Here is a 13,530-nt window from a genome sequence, read left to right as displayed (position 1 = left end):
CAAGTCTTTCAGGTCGCCTGCGCGGCCTGCGCCGCTTGGCTCCGCCGGGGGTTCCCCCCGGACCCCCAGGGTATTTTCACCAAGACGAAGGGGCATGATCTTCGTCTCGGCTGAAATACCCTGGGGGTGAGGGGCGCAGCCCCGAGGGGGCAAGGCCCCCTTTGCCACATCGGCTGTAACGAAACGCGCGGATGGCCTGTAAGCCGGATTCTGTCCACCCCGGATCGTGATCCGAGGCTGGATGACCATTCCTCTGCCGCACGCGTCACCGCGGCGGTCAAGCTGCCAACCCGGGCCTCTGGGCTGAAGCGTCCCTGCGGAGGTCTCTGCGTGAGCAGACCTTTCCGCGCGAGGCCCCTATTCGGCATTGCTCCGGGTGGGGCTTGCCGTGCCGTCCCGGTTGCCCGGTCCGCGGTGGGCTCTTACCCCACCGTTTCACCATCGCCCTGCATGCAGGGCAGACTCTTCTCTGTGGCGCTTTCCCTGGGGTTGCCCCCGCCGGGCGTTACCCGGCACCCTTGCTTCATGGAGTCCGGACTTTCCTCGGGATCTGCACCCCGCGGTCATCCGGCCATCCGCGCGGGATGCGGCTTACGCCGCGCCCGTTCCCCCGTCAACCGGGAAGCGCGCCGCCAGATCCTCGGCCATCGCGAGATCGACCGCATCGACCGGCCCTTCGGCCCATGGACGGAACCGCAGGCGGAAGGCGCGCAGGATCAGCCCCTCCTCCACATCCGGGTACCCGAAGCGGCGCGCATGGACGACAAAGTCGGACAGCCGACCGTCGCTTCGCCCCGCCGCCACCTCCGGCCAGACCGACAGCCCCCCCCGCGCCAGCCTGCGCCAGTCGAAACGCGGCCCCGGATCGGACTTGCGCGCAGGCGCCATGTCGGAATGCCCGATCACCCGTTCGGGCGCGATGCCCCAGCGCCCCATGATCCCCGCCAGCACCCGCTCCAGCGCGGCCATCTGCGGCTCGGGGAAGGGTTGCGCCCCGCCATTGGCCAGTTCGATGCCGATCGACCGGGAATTCACATCCCCCACCGCGCCCCAGGCCCCCGCCCCGGCATGCCAAGCCCGCAGCGCCTCGTCCACCAGTTGCTCCGCCCCGCCATCCTCGGCGATCAGCCAATGCGCCGAAACCTCATGCGCCGGATCGCAGAGCCGCGCCCGCGCCTCGGCCACACTCGCCATCGCCGTGTAATGGATCACCACAAGGTCGGGCCGCGCCCCGCCCCGCCTTTCGCCGCAATTCGGCGAGGGAAAGCTCACTGCAGGCGGAAGGGCCGCGGGTCCCACTCACAGGCAAAGCCGTCCCCATCCGGGTCAAGCCCGCGACGGTCGCGCTCCGGCCCGCCCGCTTCGAGGAAAGCCTGCTGCGCCAGATCGGGCGAGGCATAGCGCGCACAGGCCACCTGCGGATCGGTCATCCGCAACGAGGACCGGCGATGCATCTGCACGCCGGGCGCATGCGTGGTCGACAGGGCATATTGCACGATGTTCGGCCCCGTCTCGCTGCGCTCCGGCACCGCCGTCGGCTGGATCACCGTATATTGCGCCCGGTTCCGCGCGATCCGCTCCGCATCGCTCTCGATCGTCTCGCGCTGCGCCACCGCCTCGAAATCCTGCTCGTCCGAAATGCCGCTGCCGCTATGCACCATTTCGCCCGACTGCGCCTGAATGTTCGACGGCGCATTGCCGCGCGGGCGGTTCGGATCATTCGGGTCGATTGCCGCAACAACCGTCGGCTGGGCCAAGGGATCGGGGAAGGTCACAGGCGCGGGTGTCGTCGCCGAGAGAGGCGCTCCCACCGGGGCCGCGCCCGTGGCCCGATCGATCGCCGCCGAGGCGAGGTCCGGCGAAAAACCGCCCGCAGGCGCCGGGGCCACTGCCGTGCCGAAAGGGGCGACCTGCGTCACCGGGGTCTGTGCCCGCGGCGCAGCCGCCGCTTGCTCGCGCATGTAGGATCCGTAATCCTGAAAGCCCACACCCGCACCGCTGTCCGGCACGCTCTGCGTGCAGGCGGCCAGTCCGGCAGTCAGGGCAAGCATCACGGGAATACGCATCATCAGCCTCGATTGTCCACGATCCGGCGCATTACCACCATTTCGCAGGCTTTGCCACAAAGCCCGCCGCCCGTTCCAGCACATAAGCGTGATTCAGCAGATCACCCTCTTCCCATGGCCGCCCGATCAGTTGCAGCCCAAGGGGCAGCCCCTGCTTGTCCAGCCCAACGGGAACCGACACGCCCGGCAGACCGGCAAGGTTCACCGTCACGGTAAAGACGTCGTTCAGATACATCTCGATCGGGTCCGCCGAGGACATCTCGCCAAGGCCGAAGGCCGCGCTTGGCGTGGCAGGCGTCAGGATCGCATCCACGCCAGCCGCGAAAGCCAACTCGAAATCCCGCTTGATCAGCGCCCGCACCTTCCGCGCGCGGTTGTAATAGGCGTCATAGAACCCCGCCGACAGCACATAGGTCCCGATCATCACCCGCCGCTGCACTTCCTTGCCGAAGCCTTCGGCGCGGGTCTTCTCATACATCTCGGTGATGCCGTCGCCCGCGCTCAGCTTGGCCCGATGCCCATAGCGCACCCCGTCATAACGGGCGAGGTTCGATGACGCCTCCGCCGGCGCAATCACGTAATAGGCGGGCAGCGCGTATTTCGTATGCGGCAACGATATCCAACGGATTTCTGCCCCTGCATCCTTCATCATCTCTGTGCCTTTAGCCCAGAGGTCACGAATTTCTTGCGGCATCCCGTCAATGGAATACTCCTCCGGGATACCAATTACTTTGCCCCGGATATCCCCGGTCAGCGCCGCCTCGAAATCAGGGACCGGGAGGTCGGCGGATGTCGAATCCTTCGGATCATGACCCGCCATCGCCTGCAGGAAGATCGCCGCATCCCGCACCGTCTTGGTCATCGGCCCCGCCTGATCCAGCGATGACGCAAAGGCCACGATCCCCCAGCGGCTGACGCGCCCATAGGTCGGCTTGATCCCCACGATGCCCGTGAAGGCCGCAGGCTGACGGATCGACCCGCCCGTATCGGTGCCGGTCGCGGCAAGGCACAGATCGCCCGCCACCGCCGCCGCAGACCCGCCCGACGATCCGCCAGGGGTCAGCTTCCGGTCATCGACTTTCCACGGGTTCACCGCATTGCCATAGCAGGATGTCTCGTTGCTGGACCCCATGGCAAACTCATCCATGTTCAGCTTGCCCAGCATCACCGCGCCCGCATCGAACAGATTCGTCGTCACGGTGGATTCGTATTCCGGCTTGAACCCGCCAAGAATGTTCGACGCGGCCTGCGACGGCACACCCTTGGTGCAGAACAGGTCTTTGATCCCCAAGGGGATCCCGCACATCGACGGCGCATCCCCCGCCTTGATCCGCGCATCCGCCGCCCGCGCCTGATCCAGCGCGATCTCGGGCGTCTTGTGGACAAAGGCCCCCAGCGCATCGCCTGCGTCGATGGCCGTCAGGCAGGCCATCGTCAGGTCGGTGGCCGAAATCTCACCCTTGCGCAGCGCATCCCGCGCCGCCGCGATCGTCCATGTATTCGCGCTCATTCCACCACCTTCGGCACGGCAAAGAACCCTTCGCGCGCATCCGGCGCATTCTTCAGGACCGCCGCCTGAATGTTCCCGTCCGTCACCTCATCCTTGCGCCGCTTCAGGCGCATGGGCGTGACGGATGTCATGGGCTCCACACCCTCGACATCCACCTCGTTCAACTGCTCCATGAAGGTCAGGATGCCGGACAATTCCCCGGCCAGCGCCGGCAGATCGGCTTCCTCCACCCGGATCCGGGCCAGCTTCGCCACACGGCGGGCGGTGTCGATGTCGATGGACATGGGTCTTTCCCCTGTTCTGATCCCCGCCCGTTTAGCCCCCCGCCCCCATTCCCGCAAGGGCATCCGGCCCGCCGCGCCCCCATCGGCGGCACACAATGCCCGCCGATGCACAGGGCCTGCGCCCAAGGTGGCATTCCCTTTCCCGCATCCCCCGCTAACTTCGGGCAGGGCACATGAAAACCCGAACAGACCCCCGACCAGACCAAGGAGACAAAGATGCAGATCACCTGGCTCGGCCATTCCGGCTTCCGTATCCAGATCGAGGGCGCAACCCTCCTGATCGACCCGTGGTTCAGCGGCAACCCGATGTTCCCCGCCGACCGTCGGGCCGAGGCGATCTCCGGCGCGACCCATGTCCTCCTCACCCATGGCCATGGCGACCATTCCACCGACGCCACCGCCATCTGCAAGGAACTGGGCATTCCGCTGGTCGGCATCTACGACCTCGTCAGCCATCTCGAAGGCCAGTCCGGCATCGCCACCATCGGCTTCAACAAGGGCGGCACCGTCGATCTGGCCGGGGCCCGCGTGACCATGGTCAATGCCGTGCATTCCTCCACCCTCCCCGGCGCGGGCGGCCCGGTCGCCGTGGGCTCCGAGGCAGGCTTCATGATCGCGGGCGAGGGGCAGACGATCTATGTCTCGGGCGACACCGACATCATGGCCGACATGCAATGGATGGGCGAACTCCACGCCCCCACCATCGGCATCCTCGCCGCGGGCGGCCATTACACCATGGACATGAAGCGCGCCGCATGGGCCGCCCGGCGCTATTTCAACTTCCGCACCGTGATCCCCTGCCACTACCGCACCTTCGGCGCGCTGGAACAGGACGCGACCGAAATGGTCGTGGCCCTTCCCGGCGTGCAGGTGATCGAGCCGCAGGTCCTCGAACCCATCTCCTTCTGACCTGACCGCGCGCGGGGGGACAGCCCTCCCCCCGCTTCACCGCTTCGCGGCGAAGAACGCCTTCAGCAAACGCTCCGCTTCCGCCGCCCCGATCCCGTCATAGACCTCCGGCACATGATGGCACTGCGGATGCGAAAACACCCGCGCCCCTACCGCCACGCCCCCGCTCTTCGGGTCCGCAGCCCCGTAATACAGCCGCCCGATCCGCGCCGCCGCAATCGCCGCCGCGCACATCGGACAGGGCTCTAGCGTCACGTAAAGATCATGCCCCCCCAGCCGCTCCGACCCCGCCGCCGCACAGGCGGCCCTTATCGCCAGCATCTCTGCATGGGCTGTCGGATCGCAGAATTCCCGCGTCCGGTTCCCCGCCCGCGCCACCACCACGCCGCCGGGCGCTACCACCACCGCGCCCACGGGAACCTCGCCCCGCGCGCCCGCCGCCCGCGCCTCCTCCAGCGCCACATCCATGAAAGACCGGAACTCCATGCCCCTTCCTGCCCCGTCGAAACCAAAGGCGCAACATTGCCCCTTCATCCGTTCTCAAATATCCTCCGGGGGTCCGGGGGTGGAAAACCCCCGGGGGTTCCGCTAGGCGGGACGTTTCCCGGATCGGAGCGACGATGAAACCCCCTGCGAAGACCACCGCCCAACCCGAAGGCGACCGCATCGCCAAGGTGCTCTCCCGCGCGGGCATCGCCTCCCGGCGCGAGGCGGAACGGATGATCGCCGCAGGCGAAATCGCCGTGAACGGCAAGGTCATCGACAGCCCTGCCCTGAATGTCGGCCCGAAAGACCGCATCACCGTGAACGGCAAGCCGCTCGCCCCGCCCGAACCCGCGCGCCTCTGGCTCTATTACAAACCCGAAGGCCTCGTCACCTCCGCCGCCGATGAAAAGGGCCGCGACACCGTCTTCGACCATCTCCCCGAAGACATGCCCCGCGTGATGTCCGTCGGGCGGCTCGACCTCAATTCCGAAGGCCTCCTCCTCCTCACCAACGATGGCGAGTTGAAGCGCCGCCTCGAACTCCCCTCCACCGGCTGGCTGCGCAAATACCGCGTCCGGGTGAAGGGCAACCCCACCGACCCCGATCTCGAACCCCTCCGCAAGGGAATCACGGTGGAGGGAGAATCCTTCCAGCCCATGCAGGTCGTGATGGACCGCCACCAAGGCGCGAATGCATGGCTGACCGTGGGCCTCCGCGAAGGCAAGAACCGCGAAATCCGCCGCGCCATGGCCGCCATCGGCCTGACCGTGAACCGCCTGATCCGCATCAGCTACGGCCCCTTCCGCCTGAACGAACTGCAACCCGGCGAGGTGGAGGAGGTGCGCCCCCGCGTCCTGCGCGACCAACTCGGCTTGACCGAAACCCCGGAAGACGCCACCGCCAAACGCCCCGCCCCGCGCGGCAAGCCCCCGGCAAGACCCGCAGTGGCAAAGCCCGGCACGAAACCCGCGCCCAAACCCGCTCGCGCCGCCGCAAGCGTCCCCCCCGACCGCAGGCCGGACCTCGCGGCGACCAAGGCCACCCCGGCAAAACCCGCACCCAAACCCGCCCGCGCCGCCGCAAGCGCCCCCCCCGACCGCAGGCCGGACCGCGCGGCAACCAAGGCCACCCCGGCAAAACCCGCCCCGACCAAACCAAGCCAGACGAAGCCCGCGACCGCCAAACCCGCCAAACCCGCCACCCCGCGCAGCTTCTCCACCGCCGGCAAAACCGCCACCCCCACCCGCAATGCCCGCCCCGGCACCCCGCGCCCGCCCGGCAAACCCGGCCCCCGGCGCGGCTGACGCCGCACCCGCCATTGCCCCGCCGCCCGCGCTTCGCCTATACTCCACCCAAGGCGCACCCGAAGGGAAAGAGGCAGGCGGATGACCGGGACAGGACTGCAGACCTTGGCCTATTTCCTGCTTCTGGCCATGATCCTCTATACCGCCGGCAGCGGGGTGCAGTGACATGGCGCAGCGGTTCGGCGGAAAATACAGCCCCAACAGCCCCAAACCCGCCCCCGGCGTGAAACCCGCGCATCAGCGCGCGGACCTGCCCCACAGCTTCGACGGCAAGGCCCCCCGCCGCGCCGGGGCCCGCATCAACATGCTCTTCTTCGCGGCGCTCCTCATGCTCGTCCCCGCCTTCACCGGCGGCCCCGACGCGCTTCTCGCGGGCATCGGCTCCTCCGCGCTCCTCATCCTCGCTGCGTGGCTCACCCGCGAAGGCATGCGCGCCCATCAGGAATACGACGCCCGCCGCATCGCCCGCCGCCCCGCCTTCCCGCGCAAGCTCGCAGGCTCGCTCGTCACAGGCGCAGGCATCGCATTGGGCGCCAGCATCAGCCAGCCGGGCCTCTTCCCGCTCGGCTTCGGCATCCTCGGCGCACTCCTGCACGCCTTCTCCTTCGGCCCCGATCCCCTCCGCGACAAGGGCGCCGAAGGCATCGACACCTTCCAGACCGACCGCGTCGCCCGCGCCGTGGACGAGGCCGAGAAACTGCTCGCCGCCATGTCCGATGCCATCCTGCGCGCCGGTGACCGCGCGCTCGAGGCCCGCGTCGACCGCTTCGCCACCACCGCCCGCGCCATGTTCCGCACCATCGAGGGCGATCCCCGCGACCTGACCGCCGCGCGCAAATATCTCTCGGTCTATCTGACGGGGGCCCGCGACGCGACGGTGAAATTCGCCGATCTCTACCGCCAGAACCGCGACGCCACCGCCCGCGCCGATTACGAGGCGCTGCTGGACGACCTCGAAACCAATTTCGCCAGCCGCACCCAGACACTCCTCACCGACAACCGCACCGATCTGGATGTCGAAATCAGCGTCCTGCGCGAAAGGCTGCAACGCGAACACTGACCCCGCCCAAAGGTCCGTTCCTGCCCCGGCGTCAAGCCGCTTTTCTGCGTCAGATGACCAAAACGGCACTGGAAAATCGCCCCCATCTGTCGCAGGCTGCGGGTCAACCGAAAAGGTCATTTGATCACCGTTCCGCGCCCGATCCGGCCGCCACCCAAGAAGGATGACGCCATGTCCACCACCGTCCGCGAAGATGCCGAAAAAGCCCTTGCCGAGGTCGAGGCCCTGACCACCGCCATCCTTTCCGCCCCCGTGGCCGAGATCGTGCCCCTCGACGCCGCCCCCGCCGACCGCGCCGCCGAAATCCGCCAGCGCATGGCCGAGGTGGACCTGACCAACACCCAATCCATCATCTCCTTCGGCTCCGGCGCGCAGGCCGAATTGCAGGTCATCTCGCAGGACATGCTCGCCGGCGTGAAGAACAAGGATGTCGGCCCCGCAGGCGATGCCCTGCGCGAAATCGTCAGCACCATCCGCGGCTTCTCCTCCGAGGAACTCGACCTTGGCCGCGAACGCAGCTGGTGGGACAAGCTCACCGGTCAGGCCGCCCCCATCGCCCGCTTCGTCGCCCGCTACGAAGAGGTGCAGTCCCAGATCGACCGCATCACCGAGAACCTGCTGAAGCACGAACACACGCTGCTCAAGGACATCAAGGCGCTCGACCTGCTCTACGAAAAGACCCTGCGTTTCTACGACGAACTCGCCCTCTACATCGCGGCGGGCGAGGCCAAGCTCGCCGAAACCGACGCCACCACCATCCCCGCCAAAGAGGCCGAGGTCGCCGCCGCGCCCGAAGGCGACAAGGTCAAGGTGGCCCAGCAGTTGCGCGACCTCCGCGCCGCCCGCGACGATCTGGAACGCCGGGTGCATGACCTGAAACTCACCCGTCAGGTCACGATGCAATCGCTCCCCTCCATCCGCCTCGTGCAGGAAAACGACAAGAGCCTCGTCACCAAGATCAACTCCACCCTCGTCAACACCGTCCCGCTCTGGGAAACCCAGCTTGCTCAGGCTGTCACCATCCAGCGCTCCCGCGAAGCGGCCGAGGCCGTGCGCGAGGCGAACGACCTCACCAACGAACTCCTCAAATCCAACGCCGACAACCTGCAACAGGCCAACCGCGTGGTGCGCGAGGAAATGGAACGCGGCGTCTTCGATATCGAGGCCGTCCGCGCCGCCAACGAAACCCTCATCGCCACCATCGAGGACAGCCTCCGCATCGCCGACGAAGGCAAGGCCCGCCGCGCCGCCGCCGAAACCGAACTGACCAAGATGGAGGGCGACCTGCGCGACACCCTCGCCTCCGCCCGCGCCCGCAGCACCCCGCCCCCCGCAACGCCCTGACACCCCAATCCGCACTGGCCCCCGACAATGACCACTCCCAAGGCCCTCGCCGCCCTCGCGCTGGCAGGGCTCACCGCCTGCACCCCGACGACCACCGCGCGCGGCCCCGCCGCGCCAGCCCTGCCCCCGCCGCAGGAGGCGGCCCCGCAGGCGCAGGCCGAAACCCCGGCCTCCGCCATGGCCCGCGCCCATTTCGCCCGCGTGCAGACGCAACTCCTGTCACAGGGGCTCCTGCGCACCGATGGCGGCGGCCGCGACACCCCCTATACCGACCGGATGCTGGCCGAGAACTTCATCCGCGTCGCCCTCTTCGACGAATACACCCGCACCAATAACGGCCCCGTGCAGCGCATGACGACCAGCCGCCTGCGCAAATGGGCAGGCCCCGTCCGCGTCGGCCTCCGCTTCGGCGCCTCCGTACCGCCCGACCGCCGCGCCACCGATACCGCCCGCGTCGCCTCCTTCCTGCAACGCCTCTCGCGCATCACCGGCCACCCCATCGGGCTGGACGACCGCGCCCCCAATTTCACCATCCAGATCGTCTCCGAAGACGAACGCCGCGCCCTCGGCCCCCAGATCCGCGCCGCCCTCCCCGGCCTCTCGTCGGGCGAGGTCGCCGCCATCACCGACATGCCGCGCTCCACCTATTGCCTCGTCTATGCCGTCTCCGGCCCCGACGGCGCGACCTATACCCGCGCCTTCGCCGTGATCCGCGCCGAACACCCCGATCTCCTCCGCCTCTCCTGCATCCACGAGGAGATCGCCCAAGGTCTCGGCCTCGCCAATGACAGCCCGACCGCCCGCCCCTCCATCTTCAACGATGACGAGGAATTCGCCCTCCTCACTCGGCAGGACGAATTGATGCTGAAGATGCTCTATTCCCCCGCCCTCCGCCCCGGCATGACCGAGGCCGAGGCACGGCCCATCGTGGAATCGCTTGCGACAAGGCTTGTGGGCGGCGAAAGTTGATCCCGGTCCCGCGACCGGCAAGGAGGCAGTGACATGGTTTTCGATTTCCTCAAGGGCGAATTCATCGACGTCATCGACTGGACGGATGACAGCCGCGACACGATGGTCTGGCGCTTCGAACGGCGCGGCAATGCGATCAAGTATGGCGCGAAGCTCACCGTCCGCGAAGGTCAGGCCGCCGTCTTCATCCATGAGGGGCAGTTGGCCGATGTCTTCGGCCCCGGTCTCTACATGCTCGAAACCAACAACATGCCGGTGATGACCACGCTTCAGCACTGGGATCACGGCTTCAACTCGCCCTTCAAGGCCGAGGTCTATTTCATCTCCACCACCCGCTTCAACGACCTGAAATGGGGCACGAAGAACCCCATCATGTGCCGCGACCCGGAATTCGGCCCCGTGCGCCTGCGCGCCTTCGGCACCTATTCCATGCGCGTGGGCGACCCTGCGAAATTCATGCAGGAAATCGTCGGCACCGATGGCGAATTCACCGCCGATGAGATCAGCTTCCAGATCCGCAACGTCATCATTCAGGAATTCTCCCGCGTCATCGCAGGCTCGGGCATCCCCGTCCTCGACATGGCCGCGAACACCGCCGATCTGGGCAAGCTCGTCACCACCGCCATCGCGCCGCAGATCGCCGAATACGGCCTCACCCTGCCCGAATTCTACATCGAGAACATCTCCCTCCCCGAAGAGGTGGAAAAGGCGCTGGACAAGCGCACCTCCGTCGGCATCGCCGGGGACCTGAACAAGTACATGCAATTCTCCGCCGCCGAGGCGATGGGCAAACCCGGCTCCGCAGGCGATGCGATGACCGCGGGCATGGGCGCCGCCATGGGCATGGCCATGGCCCAGAACATGACGCAGGGCGGCCCGTGGGGCGCGGCACCTGCCGCCGCCGCCCCTCCCCCGCCCCCGCCGCCAGCCTCCCGCCAATGGCACATCGCCGAAAACGGCGCGACCAAGGGCCCCTTCGCCGAATCCGACCTCGCCGCCCTCATCGCCAATGGCAGCCTGACCCGCGCCACGCAGGTCTGGTCCGCCGGGATGGAAGGCTGGAAACCCGCCTCCGAGACGGAGCTTTCCCGCCTCTTCGCCCAGGTCCCACCCCCGCCCCCGCCGCCCGGGGCCTGATCCATGCCCGATGATCGCAAGCACTGGCCCTGCAACAGCTGCGGGGCCGACCTTCGCTATGAGCCGGGCGCGACGGACCTCGTCTGCGATCATTGCGGCGCGCGGCAGGACATCCCCGCCGCCCCCGCAGCCCGCGCCCGCCACCTGAACGAGATCGACCTCGCCCTCGGCCTTGCCGACGACCTGCCCGCCGCGCAGATGGAAAACGTGCGCATCACCCCCTGCCCCTCCTGCGGCGCGCAGGTGGAGTTTCAGGGCGCGACCCATGCCACCGAATGCCCCTTCTGCGCCACACCAGTCTCCATCGGCACGGGCGAGGAACGCCGGATCAAGCCGCAGGCGGTGATGCCCTTCGTCCTGAACGAAGGGCAGGCGCGCGAGGCCATGACGAAATGGCTGGGCAGCCTCTGGTTCGCCCCCAACGGGCTGCAGGAATATGCCCGCAAGGGCCGCGCGCTGAACGGCCTCTACGTCCCCTTCTGGACCTTCGACGCCGCCACCCGCTCCCATTACGCGGGCGCGCGGGGGGATCACTACTACGAAACCCGCACCGTCACCCGCAATGGCAAGACCGAAACCGAACAGGTCCGCCGCACCCGCTGGTCGTCCCGCTCCGGCTGGGTCGCCCGCCGCTTCGACGACGTCCTGATCCTCGCCAGCAACAGCCTGCCGCGCAACTACACCGACAATCTGCAACCATGGGACCTGTCGGCCCTGCAGCCGTGGCGCGACGACTACCTCGCGGGCTTCACCGCCGAAGGCTACACCGTCACCCTCGCCGATGGCCACGCCATGGGACGCGGCGTGATGGAGGGCGTCATCGTTCAGGACGTCCGCGCCGATATCGGCGGCGACGAACAGCGCATCGACCGGATCGAGACGGATTGGAAGGACGAAACCTTCAAACACGTCCTCCTGCCCATCTGGATGGCCGCCTACAAATACAACGGCAAAAGCTACCGCTTCGTCGTGAACGGCCAGACCGGCAAGGTGCAGGGCGAACGCCCCTACAGCGCGTGGAAGATTGCCTTCGCCATCCTGCTCGCCCTGATCGCAGCGGGGATCGTGGCCTACCTGAACCGCTAGGGCACGGGAACGGGCATCGCCCGCCACACCAAAGACCGACGCGCCCCGGACCCGATCCGGGGCCTCCATCATCGCAACCCACGCCCACCCATCAATCCGCCCCCACCTTCGTCTCGGCCCAAATACCCAAATCCCCCCGCCTCACCCCTCACCACCCCCACGCAACGCGCCCCCTCTCCCCACATGGGCAGAGGGCCGGGGGGAGAGGGCCGGGGAGAGGGGCAACCGCAGCCCAACCCATTACCCCGCCAATCCCTACCAAATCCCCACCACACCGCCCGCTGCGTGCTGACGGTTTGCGGTACAGTTTACGGCACGGAACCCGGACAGCCCGTTCACGCTTGACTCCGCCCCCGCCCGCGCCGCATCACCCCCCCGACACCACCCAAGGGGGCCCCCATGATCGACCTCACCCGCACCCTGACCGAGGCGCATATCCCCGAACTCCCCAACCCCTATTTCGGCAAGGTCCGCGATTGCTACGACCTGCCCGACGGCACCCGCATCCTGATCTCGTCGGACCGCATCTCCGCCTTCGACCGCATCCTCGCGGCCATCCCCTTCAAAGGCCAAGTCCTTACCCAGACTGCGAAATTCTGGTTCGAACAAACCGCCGACATCTGCCCCAACCACGTCATCTCCTACCCCGATCCCAACGTGGTCATCGGCAAACGCCTGACCATCCTCCCCGTCGAAATCGTCGTGCGCGGCTATCTCGCAGGCACCACCGGCACCTCCATCCTGACCCTCTACAAACAGGGCCAGCGCGACATGTATGGCCATACCCTCCCCGACGGCCTGCGCGACAACCAAGCCCTGCCCGCCCCCATCATCACCCCCACGTCAAAGGCCTTCGATGGCGGCCACGACGAACCCCTCACCGCGCAAGATATTGTTTCTCAAGGACTTCTCACCCAATCCCAATGGGACGAAGTCGCGCAAAAGGCCCTCGCGCTCTTCGCCCGCGGGCAAGCCATGGCCGCCGAACGCGGCCTGATCCTCGTCGACACGAAATACGAATTCGGCACCGACGAGTCCGGAAACATCCTCCTCGCCGACGAAATCCACACCCCCGATTCCTCCCGCTACTGGATCGCCTCCGGCTACCTTGAGGCCTTCGAAAACGGCACCCGCCCCCCCTCTTTCGACAAGGACGTGATCCGCGCCTGGGTCGCCGCCCGCTGCGACCCCTACAAGGACGAAATCCCTGAAATCCCTGCGGAAATGATCGCGCAGACGGCACAGGTCTATATCGACGCCTATCAGGCCATCACCGGCCAACCCTTCGCCCCCGACCTCTCCGGCGACACCCCCCTCGCCCGCATCCGCGCGAACCTCGCCCCTTGGTTCTCCGCCTGATTGTTTGCGCTAACAT

The 13,530-nt window shown here is 67.5% G+C and carries 13 protein-coding genes and 1 other RNA gene; 8 read left to right on the top strand and 6 right to left on the bottom strand.

What is annotated here, in order from left to right:
- Positions 1 to 183: 183 nt before the first annotated feature.
- The 5 genes from rnpB to gatC all read right to left on the bottom strand — a co-directional run bounded on the left by rnpB (position 184) and on the right by gatC (position 3,860).
- Positions 184 to 579: RNase P RNA component class A (gene rnpB / locus TabM4_RS05205), an RNA gene on the bottom strand.
- 12 nt (positions 580 to 591) lie between these two features.
- Positions 592 to 1,272: an N-acetylmuramoyl-L-alanine amidase gene (locus tag TabM4_RS05200; RefSeq protein WP_434619424.1), complete on the bottom strand. Its 681-nt coding sequence runs from the start codon at positions 1,270 to 1,272 to the stop codon at positions 592 to 594.
- Positions 1,269 to 2,069, bottom strand: coding sequence for a hypothetical protein (locus TabM4_RS05195; RefSeq protein ID WP_434619421.1), 801 nt, complete (start codon positions 2,067 to 2,069; stop codon positions 1,269 to 1,271). The genes TabM4_RS05200 and TabM4_RS05195 overlap by 4 nt, the downstream gene beginning before the upstream one ends.
- Positions 2,070 to 2,097: 28 nt before the next feature.
- Positions 2,098 to 3,576 (bottom strand): Asp-tRNA(Asn)/Glu-tRNA(Gln) amidotransferase subunit GatA, encoded by a 1,479-nt coding sequence (gatA, locus tag TabM4_RS05190; RefSeq protein ID WP_434619418.1) that lies wholly within the window; start codon positions 3,574 to 3,576, stop codon positions 2,098 to 2,100.
- Complete coding sequence (gene gatC, locus TabM4_RS05185; protein WP_161767009.1) at positions 3,573 to 3,860, bottom strand: Asp-tRNA(Asn)/Glu-tRNA(Gln) amidotransferase subunit GatC; 288 nt, start codon at positions 3,858 to 3,860, stop codon at positions 3,573 to 3,575. Before gatC ends, gatA begins: the two co-directional genes overlap by 4 nt.
- Before the next feature lie 216 nt (positions 3,861 to 4,076).
- Between gatC and TabM4_RS05180 the strand changes: the two genes are divergently transcribed.
- Positions 4,077 to 4,769: a metal-dependent hydrolase gene (locus TabM4_RS05180; protein ID WP_434619415.1), complete on the top strand. Its 693-nt coding sequence runs from the start codon at positions 4,077 to 4,079 to the stop codon at positions 4,767 to 4,769.
- 36 nt (positions 4,770 to 4,805) lie between these two features.
- Here the strand turns inward: TabM4_RS05180 and TabM4_RS05175 are convergent, their stop codons facing one another.
- Positions 4,806 to 5,255 (bottom strand): nucleoside deaminase, encoded by a 450-nt coding sequence (locus TabM4_RS05175; protein ID WP_434619412.1) that lies wholly within the window; start codon positions 5,253 to 5,255, stop codon positions 4,806 to 4,808.
- Between the two features lie 134 nt (positions 5,256 to 5,389).
- Here TabM4_RS05175 and TabM4_RS05170 point away from each other — a divergent pair, with 134 nt between their 5' ends.
- The 7 genes from TabM4_RS05170 to TabM4_RS05140 all read left to right on the top strand — a co-directional run bounded on the left by TabM4_RS05170 (position 5,390) and on the right by TabM4_RS05140 (position 13,514).
- Positions 5,390 to 6,559, top strand: coding sequence for a pseudouridine synthase (locus TabM4_RS05170; RefSeq protein WP_434619410.1), 1,170 nt, complete (start codon positions 5,390 to 5,392; stop codon positions 6,557 to 6,559).
- Between the two features lie 166 nt (positions 6,560 to 6,725).
- Positions 6,726 to 7,619 (top strand): 5-bromo-4-chloroindolyl phosphate hydrolysis family protein, encoded by an 894-nt coding sequence (locus tag TabM4_RS05165; protein ID WP_434619407.1) that lies wholly within the window; start codon positions 6,726 to 6,728, stop codon positions 7,617 to 7,619.
- A gap of 171 nt (positions 7,620 to 7,790) precedes the next feature.
- A complete protein-coding gene (locus TabM4_RS05160; RefSeq protein ID WP_434619404.1) occupies positions 7,791 to 8,963 on the top strand; it encodes a toxic anion resistance protein in 1,173 nt (390 codons plus the stop codon).
- Between the two features lie 27 nt (positions 8,964 to 8,990).
- Positions 8,991 to 9,932 carry a DUF2927 domain-containing protein gene (locus tag TabM4_RS05155; protein ID WP_434619401.1) on the top strand — a complete coding sequence of 314 codons (942 nt, stop codon included), beginning with the start codon at positions 8,991 to 8,993 and terminating at the stop codon, positions 9,930 to 9,932.
- A 33-nt stretch (positions 9,933 to 9,965) separates the two neighbouring features.
- The gene (locus tag TabM4_RS05150; protein WP_434619398.1) at positions 9,966 to 11,069 is read left to right on the top strand and encodes an SPFH domain-containing protein; all 1,104 of its coding nucleotides are present in this window, start codon (positions 9,966 to 9,968) and stop codon (positions 11,067 to 11,069) included.
- Positions 11,070 to 11,072: 3 nt separating this feature from the next.
- The gene (locus TabM4_RS05145; protein WP_434619395.1) at positions 11,073 to 12,155 is read left to right on the top strand and encodes a primosomal protein N' (replication factor Y) - superfamily II helicase; all 1,083 of its coding nucleotides are present in this window, start codon (positions 11,073 to 11,075) and stop codon (positions 12,153 to 12,155) included.
- A 399-nt stretch (positions 12,156 to 12,554) separates the two neighbouring features.
- Positions 12,555 to 13,514 (top strand): phosphoribosylaminoimidazolesuccinocarboxamide synthase, encoded by a 960-nt coding sequence (locus TabM4_RS05140; RefSeq protein ID WP_434619392.1) that lies wholly within the window; start codon positions 12,555 to 12,557, stop codon positions 13,512 to 13,514.
- The last annotated feature ends 16 nt before the right edge of the window (positions 13,515 to 13,530 follow it).

The sequence above is a fragment of the Tabrizicola sp. M-4 genome (assembly GCF_051132405.1).
Taxonomy (GTDB): domain Bacteria; phylum Pseudomonadota; class Alphaproteobacteria; order Rhodobacterales; family Rhodobacteraceae; genus Paragemmobacter.
Note: the sequence above shows the minus strand (reverse complement) of the source record. Positions and strands in the feature narration are given on the sequence as shown.

What these genes read in the sequence shown, in the direction of transcription:
- TabM4_RS05195 (WP_434619421.1), bottom strand. Translation starts at nt 2,069, where the DNA reads ATGATGCGTATTCCCGTGATGCTTGCCCTGACTGCCGGACTGGCCGCC.
- gatA (WP_434619418.1), bottom strand. Translation starts at nt 3,576, where the DNA reads ATGAGCGCGAATACATGGACGATCGCGGCGGCGCGGGATGCGCTGCGC.
- gatC (WP_161767009.1), bottom strand. Translation starts at nt 3,860, where the DNA reads ATGTCCATCGACATCGACACCGCCCGCCGTGTGGCGAAGCTGGCCCGG.
- TabM4_RS05180 (WP_434619415.1), top strand. Translation starts at nt 4,077, where the DNA reads ATGCAGATCACCTGGCTCGGCCATTCCGGCTTCCGTATCCAGATCGAG.
- TabM4_RS05175 (WP_434619412.1), bottom strand. Translation starts at nt 5,255, where the DNA reads ATGGAGTTCCGGTCTTTCATGGATGTGGCGCTGGAGGAGGCGCGGGCG.
- TabM4_RS05170 (WP_434619410.1), top strand. Translation starts at nt 5,390, where the DNA reads ATGAAACCCCCTGCGAAGACCACCGCCCAACCCGAAGGCGACCGCATC.
- TabM4_RS05165 (WP_434619407.1), top strand. Translation starts at nt 6,726, where the DNA reads ATGGCGCAGCGGTTCGGCGGAAAATACAGCCCCAACAGCCCCAAACCC.
- TabM4_RS05160 (WP_434619404.1), top strand. Translation starts at nt 7,791, where the DNA reads ATGTCCACCACCGTCCGCGAAGATGCCGAAAAAGCCCTTGCCGAGGTC.
- TabM4_RS05155 (WP_434619401.1), top strand. Translation starts at nt 8,991, where the DNA reads ATGACCACTCCCAAGGCCCTCGCCGCCCTCGCGCTGGCAGGGCTCACC.
- TabM4_RS05150 (WP_434619398.1), top strand. Translation starts at nt 9,966, where the DNA reads ATGGTTTTCGATTTCCTCAAGGGCGAATTCATCGACGTCATCGACTGG.
- TabM4_RS05145 (WP_434619395.1), top strand. Translation starts at nt 11,073, where the DNA reads ATGCCCGATGATCGCAAGCACTGGCCCTGCAACAGCTGCGGGGCCGAC.
- TabM4_RS05140 (WP_434619392.1), top strand. Translation starts at nt 12,555, where the DNA reads ATGATCGACCTCACCCGCACCCTGACCGAGGCGCATATCCCCGAACTC.